The sequence below is a fragment of the Leclercia sp. G3L genome, assembly GCF_021117075.1.
Classification (GTDB): Bacteria; Pseudomonadota; Gammaproteobacteria; order Enterobacterales; family Enterobacteriaceae; genus Enterobacter; species Enterobacter adecarboxylatus_C.
In genome coordinates this window covers 4,606,908-4,623,869 of sequence record NZ_CP088265.1, presented here as the reverse complement: position 1 = coordinate 4,623,869, position 16,962 = coordinate 4,606,908, and the positions used below count along the sequence as shown (strand labels likewise).

Here is a 16,962-nt window from a genome sequence, read left to right as displayed (position 1 = left end):
ACGTAACGCTGAGGGAAAAAGATGGATTTTTTTAGCACGCAAAACATTCTGGTACATATACCTATTGGCACCGGCGGCTATGACTTGTCATGGATTGAAGCTGTCGGGACGATTGCAGGTCTGCTCTGTATCTGGCTCGCCAGCCTGGAGAAGATCGTCAATTATGCGTTTGGCCTGGTGAACGTCACGCTGTTCGCCATTATCTTCTTCCAGATCCAGCTGTATGCCAGCCTGCTGTTGCAGCTGTTCTTCTTCGTAGCCAATATTTATGGCTGGTATGCCTGGTCGCGGCAGAACAGCCAGCAGGAGGCGGAACTGCAGATCCGCTGGCTGCCGTTGCCGAAAGCCATCGGCTGGCTGGCGGCCTGCGTAGTGGCTATCGGCCTGATGACGGTCTATATCGACCCGGTGTTCGCTTTCCTGACCCGCGTGGCGGTGTCGGTGATGAGCAGCCTGGGCCTGAACGTTACCATGCCGGAGCTACAGCCTGATGCCTTCGCGTTCTGGGATTCGTGCATGATGGTACTGTCGATTGCCGCTATGATCCTGATGACCCGCAAATATGTCGAAAACTGGCTGCTGTGGGTGATCATTAATGTCATAAGCGTGGTGATCTTCGCCCTGCAGGGCGTCTATGCCATGTCGCTGGAGTATATGATCCTGACCTTTATTGCCCTGAACGGCAGCAGGATGTGGATTAACAGCGCGCGTGAACGGGGTTCCCACGCGTTGGCACGTTAATGGTGGTGATGATGGGCGTGGTCGGACTGGATCTCATTGAGATGGCAGTCCGGTCCGTTACAGGGGGTGTACTCCATCTGGATGGTGCTATGCGCAATGGCGTAGTGGTGCTCCAGAAAATGCTGGATACGCCCCAGTAAAGCATCGTGATCGTGAGGAGGAATGACCTGAACATGCAGCGTCATCAGCGGTTTTTCTCCCACCATCCAGACGTGAACATGATGCACATCGCGCACTTCGGGAATGGATCGCGTTAAGTTGCGCTTCAGCGCCGGAATATCCAGCGACGCCGGGGCCCCTTCCAGCAGCTCATTCACGCTCTCCTGCAGTAACCGCCAGGCACTGCGTAACACCAGGCACGAGACTAAAATCGACAGTATCGGATCGATCGGCGTCCAGCCCGTCCAGAGGATCACCAGCGCCGCGACGATGGCCCCTACCGAACCCAGCAGATCCCCCAGCACATGCAGCGCCGCTGCCCGCACGTTGAGGTTTTTCTCTTCACTGCCGCGATGCAAAATCCAGAACGCCAGTATATTGGCGATAAGCCCGGCAACCGCCACCACCATCATGGTGACGCCAGCGACAGGCTGAGGATGCCGGAAACGCTGGAAGGCTTCCCAGACAATTAAAACCGTGATTAACACCAGCGCAATGGCGTTGACGAATGCGGCAAGGGTGGTAAGACGCAGCCAGCCAAAAGTGCGGCCATGGCTCGGCGGGCGGCGAGCGAACACTACCGCCAACAGCGCAAACAGCAGGGCTGCGGCGTCCGTCAACATATGCCCGGCATCGGCCAGCAGCGCCAGCGAGCCAGAAACCAGACCGCCGACCACCTCGATGATCATAAAAATAGCGGTTACGCCGAACGCCAGCATCAAGCGTTTAGCATTTTCATCCTGCGAAGAAGGGGCGTGAGAGTGGGCGTGCGCCATGAATGATGTCCCGGTTCATTATTATTGTAAGCGTAGCGTTTTTAGCATCTTACACAAAAAACAAAGGAGAGCCGTAGCTCTCCTTCATCATAACCGCATTACCGTTAATTACTGGGTAGTGCCGTCAGTTTTTTGTTCTTGCGGAGTTCTTTCAGTATCGACTTTGCCGGACTGATCCGGACATTTGCCATCTTTACACATTGAGTTCTTGTGCTGGTCGTCCTTGGTCATGCCGCTACTGTCCATCTTGCTTGGGTCATCATTACCCATGACGGAGTTGGTGCCACCGGTAGTCGAACTGTTGCCGGTACCGTTAGTCGTGCCAGTGCCGCTGGTGGAGTTAGTGCCATCAGGGTTTAGCATTGTCCCGCCAGTGCCAGTACCCGTTGTGCCAGTTGTGCCTGAACCCGTATTAATCTGGCTGTTACCGGTATTATTTGGAGCAATATTCTGATGCGCATCAGGCGCTACTGCTCCGGCATCCGCAGCGGCGTTTGCCTGGCCGTTGTTGCTGCTTGAGCCAGTGTCAGCCGCCAGGGCTGCACCGCTTGCCATCGTGAGCGAAGCTGTCAGGAAAAGGGTTGCGAGTTTAGTCATTTTCATCATGCTGCTCCTGTTCTGGTCGTTATGTTCTGGATAACTTCTTTCCACAGTGCATATGCGAAATCGATATACTGCTCAGTGGTTAAAGATGCCATGATCCATACTTAGGTCAGTATGAAATCGCGATAAACGTAATAAATGCAGTGCATACAGTTAAAAAGTTTAGGGTGTATCTCGTTTTTCGCTACTTTGTGGGGTTTTTTAAGCGAATTCCAGGATTTATCTGTGCGAAGTGTAAAAGCCAGTTTACACTTCCTGACTGACAAGATAGATTGAAGGGATTGCATTCGTTTATAAAAATATGGCAACGCTGGAAAGAACATGAATTATCAGAATGACGATTTACGTATTAAAGAGATCAATGAGTTATTACCCCCTGTAGCACTCCTTGAGAAATTTCCTGCCACCGAAAATGCCGCCAACACCGTTTCTCATGCCCGTAAAGCGATCCACAAGATCCTGAAAGGTAATGACGATCGTCTGCTGGTGGTGATCGGCCCGTGCTCCATTCACGATCCTGCGGCGGCGAAAGAGTACGCAGCACGCCTGCTGACGCTGCGCGAGACGCTGAAGGATGAGCTGGAAATCGTCATGCGCGTCTACTTTGAAAAACCGCGTACCACCGTGGGCTGGAAAGGGCTGATCAACGATCCGCATATGGATGGCAGCTTCCAGATCAACGACGGTCTGCGCATCGCCCGCAAGCTGCTGCTGGATATCAACGACAGCGGGCTGCCGGCGGCGGGTGAGTTCCTTGATATGATCACCCCGCAATATCTGGCAGACCTGATGAGCTGGGGCGCCATTGGCGCGCGTACCACCGAGTCTCAGGTCCATCGCGAGCTTGCGTCCGGGCTCTCCTGCCCGGTGGGCTTTAAAAACGGCACCGACGGCACCATTAAAGTGGCGATCGACGCGATCAACGCCGCCGGGGCGCCGCACTGCTTCCTCTCCGTGACCAAATGGGGTCACTCTGCGATTGTGAACACCAGCGGCAACGGCGACTGTCATATTATTCTGCGCGGCGGCAAAGAGCCTAACTACAGCGCGGCGCACGTCGCGGAAGTGAAGGCGGGCCTGGACAAAGCGGGTCTGCCTGCACAGGTGATGATCGACTTCAGCCATGCCAACTCCAGCAAGCAGTTCAAAAAGCAGATGGACGTCGGCACCGATGTCTGCCAGCAGATTGCGGGCGGTGAAAAGGCCATTATCGGGGTGATGATTGAAAGCCACCTGGTGGAAGGCAATCAGAATCTGGAAGGTAGCGAGCCGCTGGTTTACGGTAAGAGTGTTACCGATGCCTGCATCGGCTGGGACGATACCGAAACGGTACTGCGCCAGCTGGCAAACGCGGTGAAAGCCCGTCGCGGCTAAAAAAAATGCCGGATAAGTATCCGGCATTCAGCATCTGAGGCCCGGTCATCGCGACCGGGCTTTTTTATTACTTGGCTTTACCCTGGTTCGCAACGGCCGCAGCTTTAGCCGCGATCTCGTCAGCGTTACCCAGGTAGTAGTGCTTGATTGGTTTGAAGTTTTCGTCGAACTCGTACACCAGCGGTACGCCGGTTGGGATGTTCAGCTCGAGGATCTCGTCTTCGCCCATGTTGTCCAGGTATTTCACCAGCGCACGCAGGGAGTTACCGTGAGCAGCGATGATCACGCGCTCGCCGCTTTTCAGGCGTGGCAGGATGGTTTCGTTCCAGTAAGGCACCACGCGATCGATAGTCAGCGCCAGGCTTTCAGTCTGTGGCAGCTCAGCATCGGTCAGTTTCGCGTAACGCGGGTCGTGACCTGGGTAGCGCTCGTCATCTTTGGTCAGCTCTGGTGGGGTTACCGCGAAGCCGCGACGCCACTGTTTAACCTGCTCGTCACCGTATTTTTCTGCGGTTTCTGCTTTGTTCAGACCCTGCAGCGCACCGTAGTGACGCTCGTTCAGTTTCCAGGATTTCTCAACCGGCAGCCAGGCCTGATCCAGTTCGTCCAGCACGTTCCACAGGGTGTGGATGGCACGTTTCAGCACGGAGGTATAAGCAAAATCGAAGCTGAAGCCTTCGTCTTTCAGCAGTTTGCCCGCTGCTTTCGCTTCGCCAACGCCTTTCTCGGACAGGTCAACATCATACCAACCGGTAAAACGGTTTTCGTTGTTCCACTGGCTTTCGCCGTGACGTACCAGAACCAGCTTAGTTACAGCCATATTTTACTCCTCCAGAACAAGCATTATTTGAATGATAACAATTCTCATTATATTGCTGCGGCTGAGCCGCGGGCAACGCTTAACCCTAACCATAGCGAAAATAGTGTCGCAGTGTAAGATGCTTGTGAATGAGGGGTTGTGATTTTGTCCGTAAGTGGCGCTATTTTCAGCAAGATGGGCAAAAAAAAGCCCTCTATCAGGAGGGCTGGTTTTTATTGCGTAATGAACTGATATTCCGTGACGCTGATATACTCTTCACCCGGACGCAGAATGCAGTCGGGCTGCGGCCATTCCGCATGGTTCGGGCTGTCGGGTAAAAACTCGCTCTCCAGCGCCAGGCCTTGCCAGGCACGATATTCACCGTCTTCCCGCGCCGGCGTGCCGTCGAGGAAGTTACCGGAATAGAATTGCAGGGCAGGGGCGGTGGTATAGACCGTCATCTGCAGCTTTTCATCGGCCGACCAGAGGTGCGCCGCAGGCTGGCTCAGGTCACCCTGGGCATCGAGCAGGAACGCATGATCGTAACCTTTCACCTTGCGCTGATGGTCATCCGCCAGGAAATCCTGGGCGATAGCTTTGGTGGTGCGGAAATCAAAGCTGGTGCCCGCCACGGCTTTTAACCCTTCCTGCGGGATCCCCATTTCATCGACCGGCAGATAGCGCTGGGCCAGCAGTTGCAGCCTGTGGTTACGCACGTCGCTGCAGTCGCCGTCGAGGTTGAAGTAAGCGTGGTTGGTCAGGTTGACCGGGCAGGGCTTGTCCACCGTGGCGCGGTATTCAATGGCGATCCGGTTATCATCCGTTAAGCGATAATGGACGCTCGTCTCACAGTTACCCGGGTAGCCCTGATCGCCATCCGGGGAGTGGAGGGTCAGCAGCGCTTCGCCATCGTTCTGCTTGATAATGCGCCAGCGACGCTTGTCGAAGCCGTCCGGGCCGCCGTGCAGCTGGTTTTCGCCCTGGCTTGGCAGCAGCGCATAGCGCACGCCATCCAGCTTAAAACTGCTTTTGGCGATACGGTTGGCATAACGGCCCACCGAAGCGCCAAGGAACGCGGTTTGTTCAACGTATTGCTCAGGTGAGGCACAGCCGAGCAGGGTTTCGCGCACGCTGCCGTCACGCATCGGGACGCGGGCGGAAAGCAGCGTGGCGCCCCAGTCCATCAGCGTCACCACCATCCCCGCGCTGTTGCGCAGAGTGATCAGGCGGTACGGCAGGCCGTCAGGGGCGAGAACAGGTGTTTCGTTTAGCACTGGCCAGCTCCTTGTGAGGCGTTGCAAACATAGAAGGTCTCTTTGATACCGGTTTTGGCTTCATACTGCTGCTCAACGGCTTGCTGAACAACCGGGACTAACGCCTCCGGCACCAGCGCCACGATGCAGCCACCGAAACCGCCTCCGGTCATACGCACGCCGCCCTGCTCGCCAATCGCCGCTTTGACAATCTCCACCAGGGTGTCGATCTGCGGTACGGTGATTTCGAAATCATCGCGCATGGAGGCATGCGACTCAGCCATCAGCTCGCCCATCCGACGCAGATCGCCTTTCTCCAGCGCTGCCGCCGCTTCCACGGTACGGGCGTTTTCGGTCAGGACGTGACGAACGCGTTTGGCGACTACCGGATCCAGCTCGTGGGCCACTTTATTGAACTCAGCGAGTGAGACGTCACGCAGCGCAGACTGCTGGAAGAAGCGCGCCCCGGTTTCACACTGCTCGCGGCGGGTGTTGTACTCGCTGCCGACCAGGGTGCGTTTGAAATTACTGTTGATGATAACAACCGCCGCGCCTTTCGGCAGGCTGACCGCTTTGGTGCCCAGCGAGCGGCAGTCGATCAGCAACGCGTGGCCTTTTTTGCCCAGCGCCGAGATCAGCTGATCCATAATGCCGCAGTTGCAGCCGACGAACTGGTTCTCTGCTTCCTGGCCGTTAAGGGCGATCTGCGCGCCGTCCAGCGGCAGATGATAGAGCTGCTGGAACACGGTGCCGACCGCCACTTCCAGCGAGGCGGATGAGCTTAAGCCCGCGCCCTGAGGTACGTTGCCGCTGATCACCAGATCCGCACCGCCAAAGTTCTTGTTGCGCTTCTGCAGGTGTTTTACCACGCCGCGAACGTAGTTCGACCACTGCTGGCTGTCGTGCTCAACAATAGGCGCATCCAGCGAGAACTCGTCGATCTGGTTGACGTAATCGGCCGCCAGCACGCGCACCTTGCGGTCGTCGCGTTTCGCGCAGCTGATTACCGTCTGGTAATCAATGGCGCAGGGCAGGACGAAACCGTCGTTGTAGTCGGTATGCTCGCCGATCAGGTTAACGCGGCCTGGGGCCTGAATCGCGTGAGTGGCAGGGTAGCCGAATTTTTCAGCAAACAGGGCGTGGGTTTTATCTTTCAGGCTCATTGTTATTCTCCGGATTCGCGAAAATGGACATCACTCACTGCACGCAGGCGTTCTGCGGCCTGTTCCGCCGTCAGATCACGCTGGGTTTCCGCCAGCATCTCGTAGCCGACCATAAATTTACGTACGGTCGCGGAGCGCAGCAGCGGCGGATAAAAGTGGGCGTGCAACTGCCAGTGTTGATTCTCTTCGCCATTAAAGGGCGCGCCGTGCCAGCCCATGGAATACGGGAAAGAGCACTGGAACAGGTTGTCATAACGGCTGGTCAGCTTTTTCAGCGCCAGCGCCAGATCGCTGCGTTGGGCTTCGCTCAAATCGGTGATCCGCAGAACGTGGGCTTTCGGCAGCAGCAGGGTTTCGAACGGCCATGCCGCCCAGTACGGTACCACGGCTAACCAGTGCTCGGTTTCCACCACGGTGCGGCTACCGTCGGCCAGCTCGCGCTGGACATAGTCCAACAGCATCGGCGATTCCTGCTCAGCGAAATAGGTCTTTTGCAGGCGATCTTCCCGCTCCACTTCGTTAGGCATAAAGCTGTTGGCCCACACCTGGCCGTGCGGATGGGGGTTGGAGCAGCCCATGGCTGCGCCTTTGTTCTCAAAGACCTGCACCCAGGGATAGCGCTGCCCCAGCTCGGCGGTCTGTTCCTGCCAGGTTTTCACGACCTCGGTCAGGGCCTCAACGCTCAGTTCCGGCAGGGTTTTGCTGTGATCCGGCGAGAAGCAGATCACCCGGCTGGTGCCGCGTGCGCTTTCGCAGCGCAGCAGCGGATCGTCACTCTGCGGCGCGTCCGGCGTATCGGTCATCAGGGCGGCAAAGTCGTTAGTGAAAACGAAGGTGCCTGTATAGTCGGGGTTAATATCCCCGGTGACGCGGGTATTCCCCGGACAGAGGAAACAGTCCGGATCGTGCTGCGGCAGCGTCTGTTTAGCTGGCGTCTCCTGTGCGCCCTGCCAGGGACGCTTGGCGCGATGCGGTGACACCAGGATCCACTGCCCGGTTAACGGATTGAAACGACGATGTGGGTGATCGACGGGGTTAAATTGGGTCATGACAGATCCTTAGTCCGGATAGCCCTGCGGGTGGCGAGACTGCCAGCGCCAGGTATCCTGTGCCATTTCATCGAGCGTGCGCGAAACACGCCAGTTAAGCTCTTTCTCGGCCTTGGTGGCATCCGCCCAGTAGGCGGGCAGATCGCCGTCGCGACGTGGGGCAAAGTGATAGCTCACCGGTTTGCCGCAGGCGGCGCTGAAGGCGTTCACCACGTCCAGCACGCTGCTGCCGACGCCTGCGCCGAGGTTGTAAATATGGACGCCCGGTTTATCGGCCAGCTGCTGCATAGCCGCCACGTGACCGTCGGCGAGATCCATCACATGAATGTAGTCGCGAACGCCGGTGCCGTCCGGGGTCGGGTAGTCGTTGCCGAACACCGCCAGCGAATCACGACGGCCTACTGCCACCTGGGCAATGTACGGCATCAGGTTATTGGGGATACCCTGCGGATCTTCGCCCATATCCCCTGACGGATGCGCGCCCACCGGGTTGAAATAGCGCAGCAGGGCGATACTCCAGTCAGGCTGGGCTTTTTGCAGGTCGGTCAGGATCTGTTCCACCATCAGCTTGCTTTTGCCGTACGGGCTTTGCGGCGTCCCGGTCGGGAAGCTTTCGGCATAAGGGATTTGCGGCTGGTCGCCATAGACGGTGGCAGAGGAGCTAAAGATAAAGTTTTTCACGCCCGCGGCGCGCATGGCGGAGATCAGACGCAGCGTACCGTTGACGTTGTTATCGTAATACTCCAGCGGTTTTGACACCGACTCGCCCACGGCTTTCAGCCCGGCAAAGTGGATCACTGCCTCAATGGCGTGATCGTGGAGGATCTCGGTCATCAGCGCTTCGTTACGAATATCGCCTTCGACAAAGGCAGGCTGTTTACCGGCCAGGCGTTCCATGACCGGCAGCACGCTGCGTTTACTGTTGCACAGGTTATCAAGGATGATGACGTCGTGGCCATTTTGCAGCAGTTGCACACAGGTATGACTTCCTATGTAACCGCTACCACCTGTTACCAGAACTCGCATATTTCGCTCCATTAGGCTTAGGGTATGAGATAACCCTAGCATAACAGAGAGCAGGAAAGTGTGACATGGGATAAATTAGTGGAATCGTTTACACTGGATGAAGCGCAACCGCTTTCTGGCTAAAAAAGGATTGTAAATCAAAGTGCCCGGGATGGGATGTTGCAGGTTATCTGAAAAAAACGGGGGGGCGTCCCCCGTCAGGATGTCAGACCGGGCCCGTCCGGTAGCGGTAACTGTCGCCGTCAGCGACAAACTCCAGGCGGTGGGTGATACAGGCGGGAGCATCTTCCGCATGGTGAGAGACAAACAGCAGCTGCGTTTCCCCTTCGCTAATCAGCACATCCACAAATCGGCGGATCAGCTGGCGGTTAAGCGGATCCAGCCCCTGCAAGGGCTCGTCGAGGATCAGCAGGGTCGGGTGCTTCACCAGCGCGCGCACGATCAGCGCCAGCCGCTGCTGGCCCCACGACAGGCTGCTGAACGGCGCATCCGCGACCCGGTTATCCATCCCGAGGATATCCAGCCACTGCTGCGCCAGCTTGTGCTGCCTGTCGGAAACCGCCTGATAAATTCCGATAGAGTCGAAATACCCCGACAGAATGACATTGCGCACCGTGGTGCTGACGCGGTAATCGAGGTGCAGGCTGCTGCTGACATAGCCGATATGCTTTTTGATATCCCAGATGGTTTCGCCGCTGCCGCGACGGCGGCCAAAGAGGGTGAGATCGTTGCTGTAGCCCTGGGGATGATCGCCGGTAATCAGGCTCAGCAGGGTCGATTTACCGGCGCCGTTGGGGCCGACAATCTGCCAGTGCTCGCCGGGATTTACCGTCCAGCTCAGATGGTCAAGGATCGGGCGATCGTTATACGACACCACGCCGTTGTTGAGCACAATCCGCGGTTGATCCTGCGGCAGGGCATGGCGTGCCGAAGGGGCATCCGGTTCGGGCAGGGTGACGCCGTTCAGCTTTTCACTGTGCGCCAGCTGGGCAATCAGGGCCTGGTTCAGCAGGGCCGCTTTTTCCCCTACCGCCGTCAGGGTACAGTCGGCCAGTACCCCGGCGTTCTTCACAAAATCGGGGATCTCGTCGAAACGGTTGAGGACCAGCACCAGGGTGTAACCCTGCTGATTAAGCGAGGCCAGCAGATCCGCCAGCTGCCCGCGGGATTTCACATCGAGGCCGTCGAAAGGCTCATCGAGGATCAGCAGTTCAGGTGCGGCCATCAGGGCCTGGCACAGCAGCGTTTTGCGGGTTTCGCCGGTGGAGAGGTATTTAAAGCGTCGGTCCAGCAGGTGAGCGATGCCGAACTGTTCCGCCAGCTGGCGGCAGCGGGCGTCGTCTTTGATCTCGTCCTGGATAATCTCAGATGCCGTGCGGCCGGTATCTTCTTCGCCGGGGCTGAGCAGATCGGTGTTGTTGCGCTGCCACTCGTCACTAACCAGTTTTTGCAGCTGTTCAAAGGAGAGGCGGGTCAGACGCGTAAAGGTGCTCTGGCGTTCGCCCTTCAGCAGCGTCAGCTCCCCGGCCAGCGCCCGGGCGAGGGCAGACTTGCCGCTGCCGTTACTGCCAACGAACGCCCAGCTTTCACCAGCATTGAGCGTAAAATCCGCGAGCGTGAGCGTACGGGTATCGCTAAGACGAAACGTGCCTTGCGAAATTTGCAATGATGACATGATTTATCCCATTTTATGCAGCAATAAGCATCAGGGATACCCAGTGTCGGGGCGAATGTCAATGCGCTTAGCACAACGTGGCGATAATCACCCGGTCAGCATTAAAATATGCCGTTACCTCAGTACCTTCTTCTAAGCCCTGGCTCTGGGCCACAGGCACGGTGGCGCAAAGCGTCTGGCCGTCGGGCAGGGTCATCAGCACTTCACACTGCTCATCGCCCCGATCGATATGGTTAATGATCCCCTGCAATTGATTATCCGCCTGGTTCGCCGTTTCCCTGTTCTGAGTGATACTGACCCAGGGGGCCTTTAGCAGCACCAGCACCTCTTTGCCCTCATCCAGCCCCAGCCGCTCGCCGCTCTGGGCGGTAATGGCCACTTTCAGGCGGGTAGTGCCGTCGGCGAGTAAAATATCCACCTGCTGCTGGACGCGATCGTCATCGCGGGCAGTGACCGTACCAAACCACTGGTTGCGGGCGCTGGTCTGCAAGGAGAAACGCGAGATAGCGCCAAGCAGGCTGTCCAGCGGCAGGGCGTCGTCGTCGCTTAAGACATCGAAGGCTTTCTGTTGGATCTGCCCCAGCAGGTCATAGAGCTGGATCAGCCGCTGTCCGTAGCGCGTCAGTATCGCACCGCCGCCGCCTTTGCCGCCGGTAGCGCGTTCGACCAGAGTCTGTTCGCTCAGGGTGTTCATCTCATTGATGGCATCCCAGGCGCTTTTATAGCTAATGCCGGCGTTCCTGGCTCCCTGGCTGATGGAACCGGTTTGCGCAATCTGTTTGAGCAGGGCGATGCGGCGGGGATCGGCAAACAATTTTTGCGAAAGACGGAGGGTGAGGAGAATTTCGGCCTGCATAACAATGTCCTGGCAAAAGGGTTATTGTGACCTAATTCGTTTTATGCGCAAACTGTACCGCACAAAAGGGGATGTATTTCTCGCTTTTCCGGTTAGAATAAGGCATTCACATTGTCTGGAGAAAGCCATGTTAGAGTTGCTGAAAAGTCTGGTATTCGCCGTGATCATGGTGCCAGTGGTGATGGCTATCATTCTCGGTGCCATCTACGGCCTGGGTGAGGTGTTTAACATCTTTTCCAATATCGGCCACAGAAAACAGCCGAAAAAACAGCATTAATTTCCTGTAAAAACGCCCGGTTCCGCCGGGCGTTTTGCTCTCAAGTTTCCCCCTTCCGCGCCGATATTACTTACGGCATCAGTTTCATTTACTCATTAATCGGTACGATTTAACGCTGGGAAAACCTTAGGGTTGTCGTTATATTTATTTTTATATAACGATACTCACAGGAGTTAAAGATGGCACGTACATGGTTACGCCTTTTCGCAGGGGCAACGCTGACCCTCACCCTGACCGGACATGCACTGGCGGATGAGGGCAAAATTACCGTCTTCGCGGCAGCATCCCTGACGAACGCGATGCAGGATATTGCGGCGGAGTATAAAAAAGAGAAAAACGTCGAGGTGGTGTCGTCCTTTGCGTCTTCGTCCACGCTGGCGCGCCAGATCGAAGCGGGAGCGCCTGCGGACCTGTTCATCTCTGCCGATCAGAAGTGGATGGATTACGCGGTCGAGAAAAAATCGATAGATACCGCCAGCCGCGCAACCCTGCTGGGCAATAGCCTGGTGGTGGTGGCACCGAAAGAGAGTGCCCAGGGCGAGATCGCCATAAACAAAGAGACCCGCTGGACCAGCCTGCTGAAAGACGGGCGTCTGGCGGTGGGCGATCCGGAACACGTTCCGGCGGGCATTTATGCCAAAGAGGCGCTGCAAAAACTGGGGGCCTGGGAGACGCTGTCCCCGAAACTGGCCCCGGCGGAAGACGTGCGTGGCGCGCTGGCGCTGGTGGAGCGCAACGAAGCGCCGTTGGGCATCGTCTACGGCTCTGATGCCGTCGCCGGAAAAGGGGTGAAAGTGGTGGGGACCTTCCCGGAAGACTCACATAAGAAAGTGGAATATCCTGTTGCCATCGTCGATGGACATAAAAACGCTACCGTCAGCGCCTTTTACGATTATCTGAAGGGGCCGCAGGCGTCAGCAATCTTTAAACGTTACGGATTTACGACTCACGAATGATATTGACCGATCCCGAATGGCAGGCCGTGCTGCTGAGCCTGAAAGTCTCTTCCCTCGCGGTTGCATTTAGTTTGCCCTTTGGGATCTTCTTCGCCTGGCTACTGGTTCGCTGTAAATTTCCCGGCAAAGCGCTCCTTGACAGTGTTTTGCATTTGCCGCTGGTGCTGCCGCCGGTGGTGGTCGGTTACCTGCTCCTCATCGCCATGGGGCGACGCGGGTTTATCGGCGAGCGGCTGTATGAGTGGTTTGGCCTCAGCTTTGCCTTCAGCTGGCGCGGTGCGGTGCTGGCAGCGGCGGTGATGTCGTTCCCGCTGATGGTGCGGGCGATCCGCCTGGCGCTGGAAGGGGTCGACATGAAGCTTGAACAGGCGGCCCGCACGTTGGGTGCCGGACGCTGGCGCGTATTTCTGACCATCACGCTTCCCCTGACGCTGCCGGGCATTATTGTCGGCACCGTGCTGGCCTTTGCCCGCTCGCTGGGCGAGTTTGGCGCGACCATCACCTTTGTTTCTAATATCTCGGGTGAAACGCGCACTATCCCGTCGGCGATGTATACCCTTATCCAGACCCCCGGTGGCGAAGGGGCCGCCGCGCGTCTTTGTATTATCTCCATTGTGCTGGCGATGGTGTCGCTGCTGGTATCGGAATGGCTGGCCCGTCTGAGCCGTGAACGGATGGGGAACTGACCATGCTGGAACTCAATTTCACCCAGACCCTGGGCGAGCACTGCCTCACCCTCAACGAAACCCTGCCTGCCAGCGGAATTACCGTCATTTTTGGCGTCTCCGGCGCGGGGAAGACCTCGCTGATCAACGCCATAAGTGGCCTGACCCGGCCCCAGTCAGGGCGGATCGTGCTCAACGATCGGGTGTTGAACGACGTAGAAAAACGCATTTATCTGGCACCGGAAAAGCGCCGGGTTGGCTATGTCTTCCAGGATGCACGACTGTTTCCGCACTACAAGGTGCTGGGCAATCTGCGTTATGGCATGGCGAAAAGCATGGCCGGGCAGTTCGATAAGCTGGTGGCTCTGCTGGGCATTGAACACCTGCTTGACCGGCTACCTTCGTCGCTCTCGGGCGGGGAAAAGCAGCGCGTGGCGATAGGCCGGGCGCTGCTCACCGCCCCGGAGTTGCTACTGCTGGACGAGCCGCTGGCCTCGCTGGATATCCCCCGCAAGCGTGAGCTGCTGCCCTATCTGCAGCGCCTGGCGCGTGAAATCAATATTCCGATGCTCTATGTCAGCCACTCGCTGGACGAGATCCTGCACCTGGCCGATAAGGTGCTGGTCCTGGAAAACGGTAGCGTGAAGGCGTTCGGCAATCTGGAAGAGGTGTGGGGCAGCAGCGTGATGCACCCGTGGTTGCCTCAGGAGCAGCAGAGCAGCATTCTGAAGGTGAGCGTGCTGGAGCACCATCCGCACTATGCGATGACCGCGCTGGCCATTGGCGATCAGCATGTCTGGGTCAACAAGCTGGATAAACCGCTGCAAACCAATCTGCGCATTCGCATTCAGGCGTCGGACGTCTCGCTGGTGCTGCAGCCGCCGCTCCAGAGCAGCATTCGTAACATTTTGCGCGCCAAAGTGGCCCAGTGTTACGACGATAGCGGTCAGGTTGAGGTGCAGCTGGAAATTGGTAGCCGCACGCTGTGGGCGCGTATCAGCCCCTGGGCCAGGGATGAGCTGGGGATCAAACCTGGCCTCTGGCTCTACGCACAGATCAAGAGCGTGTCGATCACCACCTGATCACACCAGATGGGTATAGATAAATTGGGCGATGCTGTCGGTGGTGTTGTCGCCAATTACGATGTTGGCGCGCGCTTTGACGGCGTCGTCCGCATTACCCATTGCCACCCCGGTCCCGGCCGCTTCCAGCATGCTGATGTCATTGTAGTTATCGCCAAAGGCAATGACGTCCTTCATTGATCCGCCGATGGATTCCACATACTGCGCCAGGCGCTTGCCCTTGCTGTTGCCTTTGCGGGCAATATCCACCTGATCGTGCCAGGACCATTCGCACTCCAGGCCCAACGTCTGCTCCACGTGTTTAGCGAAGGCATTCAGCTTGCTGGTATCTTCATCGGTCAGAGCAAATTTCCAGATAGCGTTAACGTCCCGGGCCGCCTGCGCCAGCGACGGCACCTGAGTGAACACCGGACGCTGCGCTTCCGGCAGCGACAGCGCCCAGTTGCTGGTGCGGATCACATGCCCGGTCGGGCGTTCGTAAAGCATCGCGTCGTCGACATACATCAGGCCGTGAATGGCATGCTCATCGAGCAGATCAATCAGTTGCAGCGCCTGGGTAACCGGCAGCGGATCGGCCTGCAGAACCTTTTTTGCTTGATAATCATACAAATAGGTTCCGTTACAGCAAATTGCAGGTGTATCTAACGCCAGCGCCTGATAAAAAGGATGAATCGCAACATGATGACGACCCGTCACGATGAGGAGCTGGTATCCCGCCTCCTGGGCACGCTTCAGGGCGTCGAGGGAAGAGGGGAGCAGGGTTTTTTGCGGGGTTAACAGCGTACCGTCTAAATCCAGTGCAATCACACGCGAGGTCATTTGATATTCCGGGTTAATGTTGAAATGGCAGAATGAGCAGATGGTACACCGCGTGACTAAGGCTGCAAAATTCCTGGTTAAAATTCAGCATTCACCGTTAAAAAAGACTATCCTGGTACATTACTTTTACGCGCAGTGAGGAAAGGAGCATTCATGAAACAAACCGTTTATACCGCCAGTCCTGAAAGCCAGCAGATCCATGTCTGGCGTCTGAATCCCGAAGGTACGCTCACCCTGGTTCAGGTCGTCGATGTTCCCGGCCAGGTTCAGCCGATGGCGATCAGCCCGGATAAACGTTTCCTGTATGTGGGCGTGCGCCCGGAGTTCCGTGTGCTGGCGTACCGTATCTCTCCTGAAGATGGCGCGCTGACCTTTACGGCCGAAGCTGCGCTGCCGGGGAGCCCGACCCATATCTCAACCGATCTGCAGGGGCGCTTTATCTTTAGCGGCTCTTACAACGCCGGTTGCGTCAGCGTCACCCGCCTGGACGACGGCATTCCAACGGAGACCGTTGAGGTGGTTGAAGGGCTGGAAGGTTGTCACTCGGCCAACATCTCCCCGGATAACCGCACCCTGTGGGTGCCGGCGCTGAAACAGGATCGTATCTGCCTGTTTACCCTGGGCGACGACGGCAAGCTGGCCGCGCAAACGCCAGCAGAAGTGACCACCGTTGAAGGCGCAGGCCCGCGTCATATGGCCTTCCATCCGAACCAGCAGTACGCCTATGTGGTGAATGAGCTGAACTGCTCGGTGGACGTCTGGGCCCTGCGCGATCCGCACGGCAACATCGAGTGCGTGCAGACCCTGGACATGATGCCGGCGGACTTCACCGATACGCGCTGGGGGGCGGATATCCACATCACCCCTGATGGACGCCACCTCTATACCTGCGATCGTACGTCAAGCCTGATCACCATTTTCAGCATTTCTGAAGATGGCAGCGTGCTGGCCATCGAAGGCTTCCAGCCGACCGAGACCCAGCCGCGCGGCTTTAACGTCGATCATAGCGGTAAGTTCCTGATTGCAGCGGGGCAAAAATCGCACCATATCGCGCTGTATGAGATTCAGGGCGAGCAGGGGCTGCTGGAAGAGAAGGGGCGTTACGCCGTCGGCCAGGGGCCAATGTGGGTGGTGGTTAACGCGCACTAAGGCGGACGAAATAAAAAAACCTCGCACATGCGAGGTTTTTTTATGCCCGGTGGTAGCCGGGTGAGCACATCGGAAACACCAACCTCAATATAGTAATCCCGGCCTGGCACTATGTAAAATTAACCCACGGCAAAAGAATGGGATGAGCCGCTGAGTTAATAATTATCATACTGAAAAATAATAATGTTTTTCTTTATCTGAATAAATTCTTAATCTGTTTGAAACTGTTTTTATATACAGTTATCAGAGATTACAATGTTGCCGTTGGTTCGATGTGAGCAGTTCCGCAAATCAGGTTTCTTTTAAGTCCTGGCTGGCGGGTGGTGCCGTCAGTGCCTTAACTGTGGAGCACATCGGTAACACCAACGCCCACTGGTGACAGGCAGCGGAAAGGTAAGTCAGTGGAAGTGCTCCTGACCAAAGGAGTGGCGTATGAGCAGTATGGGATGGGTAATTCTGTTCCTGCAACTCATGGTTGCAGTATTGCAACTGCTGGATGCGTATCTTAAGACCGGTGCCTGACGTGCCCAGCCGCAGCAT

Annotated in this window: 18 protein-coding genes; 8 read left to right on the top strand and 10 right to left on the bottom strand. The window is 56.9% G+C overall.

Going from position 1 to position 16,962, the window contains the following annotated elements; all coding sequences use genetic code 11:
* The first annotated feature begins 21 nt into the window (after positions 1–21).
* Positions 22–741 (top strand): nicotinamide riboside transporter PnuC, encoded by a 720-nt coding sequence (pnuC, locus tag LRS40_RS23640; protein ID WP_231312849.1) that lies wholly within the window; start codon positions 22–24, stop codon positions 739–741.
* Here the strand turns inward: pnuC and zitB are convergent.
* Together zitB and LRS40_RS23630 are read right to left on the bottom strand one after the other, a co-directional pair.
* Positions 738–1,676 (bottom strand): CDF family zinc transporter ZitB, encoded by a 939-nt coding sequence (gene zitB / locus LRS40_RS23635; RefSeq protein WP_231312848.1) that lies wholly within the window; start codon positions 1,674–1,676, stop codon positions 738–740. The genes pnuC and zitB overlap by 4 nt on opposite strands.
* Positions 1,677–1,784: 108 nt before the next feature.
* Positions 1,785–2,279: a protein YbgS gene (locus LRS40_RS23630; RefSeq protein ID WP_142490076.1), complete on the bottom strand. Its 495-nt coding sequence runs from the start codon at positions 2,277–2,279 to the stop codon at positions 1,785–1,787.
* A gap of 321 nt (positions 2,280–2,600) precedes the next feature.
* On the opposite strand from LRS40_RS23630, the gene aroG reads away from it, so the two are divergent.
* On the top strand, positions 2,601–3,653 hold the full coding sequence (aroG, locus tag LRS40_RS23625; RefSeq protein WP_142488727.1) for a 3-deoxy-7-phosphoheptulonate synthase AroG: 1,053 nt from the start codon (positions 2,601–2,603) through the stop codon (positions 3,651–3,653).
* A 67-nt stretch (positions 3,654–3,720) separates the two neighbouring features.
* On the opposite strand, the gene gpmA is transcribed toward aroG, so the two are convergent.
* The 7 genes from gpmA to modE all read right to left on the bottom strand — a co-directional run bounded on the left by gpmA (position 3,721) and on the right by modE (position 11,474).
* A complete protein-coding gene (gpmA, locus tag LRS40_RS23620) occupies positions 3,721–4,473 on the bottom strand; it encodes a 2,3-diphosphoglycerate-dependent phosphoglycerate mutase (RefSeq protein ID WP_032617105.1) in 753 nt (250 codons plus the stop codon).
* A 212-nt stretch (positions 4,474–4,685) separates the two neighbouring features.
* Positions 4,686–5,726 carry a galactose-1-epimerase gene (gene galM, locus LRS40_RS23615; protein ID WP_231312847.1) on the bottom strand — a complete coding sequence of 347 codons (1,041 nt, stop codon included), beginning with the start codon at positions 5,724–5,726 and terminating at the stop codon, positions 4,686–4,688.
* On the bottom strand, positions 5,720–6,868 hold the full coding sequence (gene galK, locus LRS40_RS23610; RefSeq protein ID WP_231312846.1) for a galactokinase: 1,149 nt from the start codon (positions 6,866–6,868) through the stop codon (positions 5,720–5,722). Before galK ends, galM begins: the two co-directional genes overlap by 7 nt.
* 2 nt (positions 6,869–6,870) lie before the next feature.
* Positions 6,871–7,917, bottom strand: coding sequence for a galactose-1-phosphate uridylyltransferase (galT, locus tag LRS40_RS23605; protein WP_142488730.1), 1,047 nt, complete (start codon positions 7,915–7,917; stop codon positions 6,871–6,873).
* 9 nt (positions 7,918–7,926) lie between these two features.
* On the bottom strand, positions 7,927–8,943 hold the full coding sequence (gene galE, locus LRS40_RS23600) for a UDP-glucose 4-epimerase GalE (RefSeq protein WP_142488731.1): 1,017 nt from the start codon (positions 8,941–8,943) through the stop codon (positions 7,927–7,929).
* Positions 8,944–9,148: 205 nt separating this feature from the next.
* The gene (gene modF / locus LRS40_RS23595) at positions 9,149–10,618 is read right to left on the bottom strand and encodes a molybdate ABC transporter ATP-binding protein ModF (protein ID WP_231312845.1); all 1,470 of its coding nucleotides are present in this window, start codon (positions 10,616–10,618) and stop codon (positions 9,149–9,151) included.
* Positions 10,619–10,685: 67 nt separating this feature from the next.
* The gene (gene modE / locus LRS40_RS23590) at positions 10,686–11,474 is read right to left on the bottom strand and encodes a molybdenum-dependent transcriptional regulator (RefSeq protein WP_142488733.1); all 789 of its coding nucleotides are present in this window, start codon (positions 11,472–11,474) and stop codon (positions 10,686–10,688) included.
* Between the two features lie 127 nt (positions 11,475–11,601).
* Between modE and LRS40_RS23585 the strand changes: the two genes are divergently transcribed.
* The 4 genes from LRS40_RS23585 (at position 11,602) to modC (ending at position 14,454) form a co-directional block, all read left to right on the top strand.
* Positions 11,602–11,751, top strand: coding sequence for an AcrZ family multidrug efflux pump-associated protein (locus tag LRS40_RS23585; protein ID WP_039029358.1), 150 nt, complete (start codon positions 11,602–11,604; stop codon positions 11,749–11,751).
* 179 nt (positions 11,752–11,930) lie between these two features.
* Positions 11,931–12,707, top strand: a complete 777-nt coding sequence (gene modA, locus LRS40_RS23580; RefSeq protein WP_156263231.1) for a molybdate ABC transporter substrate-binding protein — start codon at positions 11,931–11,933, stop codon at positions 12,705–12,707.
* Positions 12,704–13,393 (top strand): molybdate ABC transporter permease subunit, encoded by a 690-nt coding sequence (gene modB / locus LRS40_RS23575; RefSeq protein WP_231312844.1) that lies wholly within the window; start codon positions 12,704–12,706, stop codon positions 13,391–13,393. Before modA ends, modB begins: the two co-directional genes overlap by 4 nt.
* 2 nt (positions 13,394–13,395) lie before the next feature.
* Entirely contained in the window at positions 13,396–14,454 is a 1,059-nt protein-coding gene (gene modC, locus LRS40_RS23570) for a molybdenum ABC transporter ATP-binding protein ModC (protein WP_231312843.1), read from the top strand.
* Here the strand turns inward: modC and LRS40_RS23565 are convergent, their stop codons facing one another.
* Complete coding sequence (locus tag LRS40_RS23565) at positions 14,455–15,273, bottom strand: pyridoxal phosphatase (protein WP_156263233.1); 819 nt, start codon at positions 15,271–15,273, stop codon at positions 14,455–14,457.
* 153 nt (positions 15,274–15,426) lie between these two features.
* Here LRS40_RS23565 and pgl point away from each other — a divergent pair, with 153 nt between their 5' ends.
* Together pgl and tisB are read left to right on the top strand one after the other, a co-directional pair.
* Entirely contained in the window at positions 15,427–16,422 is a 996-nt protein-coding gene (gene pgl / locus LRS40_RS23560; RefSeq protein ID WP_142488738.1) for a 6-phosphogluconolactonase, read from the top strand.
* 432 nt (positions 16,423–16,854) lie between these two features.
* On the top strand, positions 16,855–16,944 hold the full coding sequence (tisB, locus tag LRS40_RS23555; RefSeq protein ID WP_142488739.1) for a type I toxin-antitoxin system toxin TisB: 90 nt from the start codon (positions 16,855–16,857) through the stop codon (positions 16,942–16,944).
* Positions 16,945–16,962: the final 18 nt, after the last annotated feature.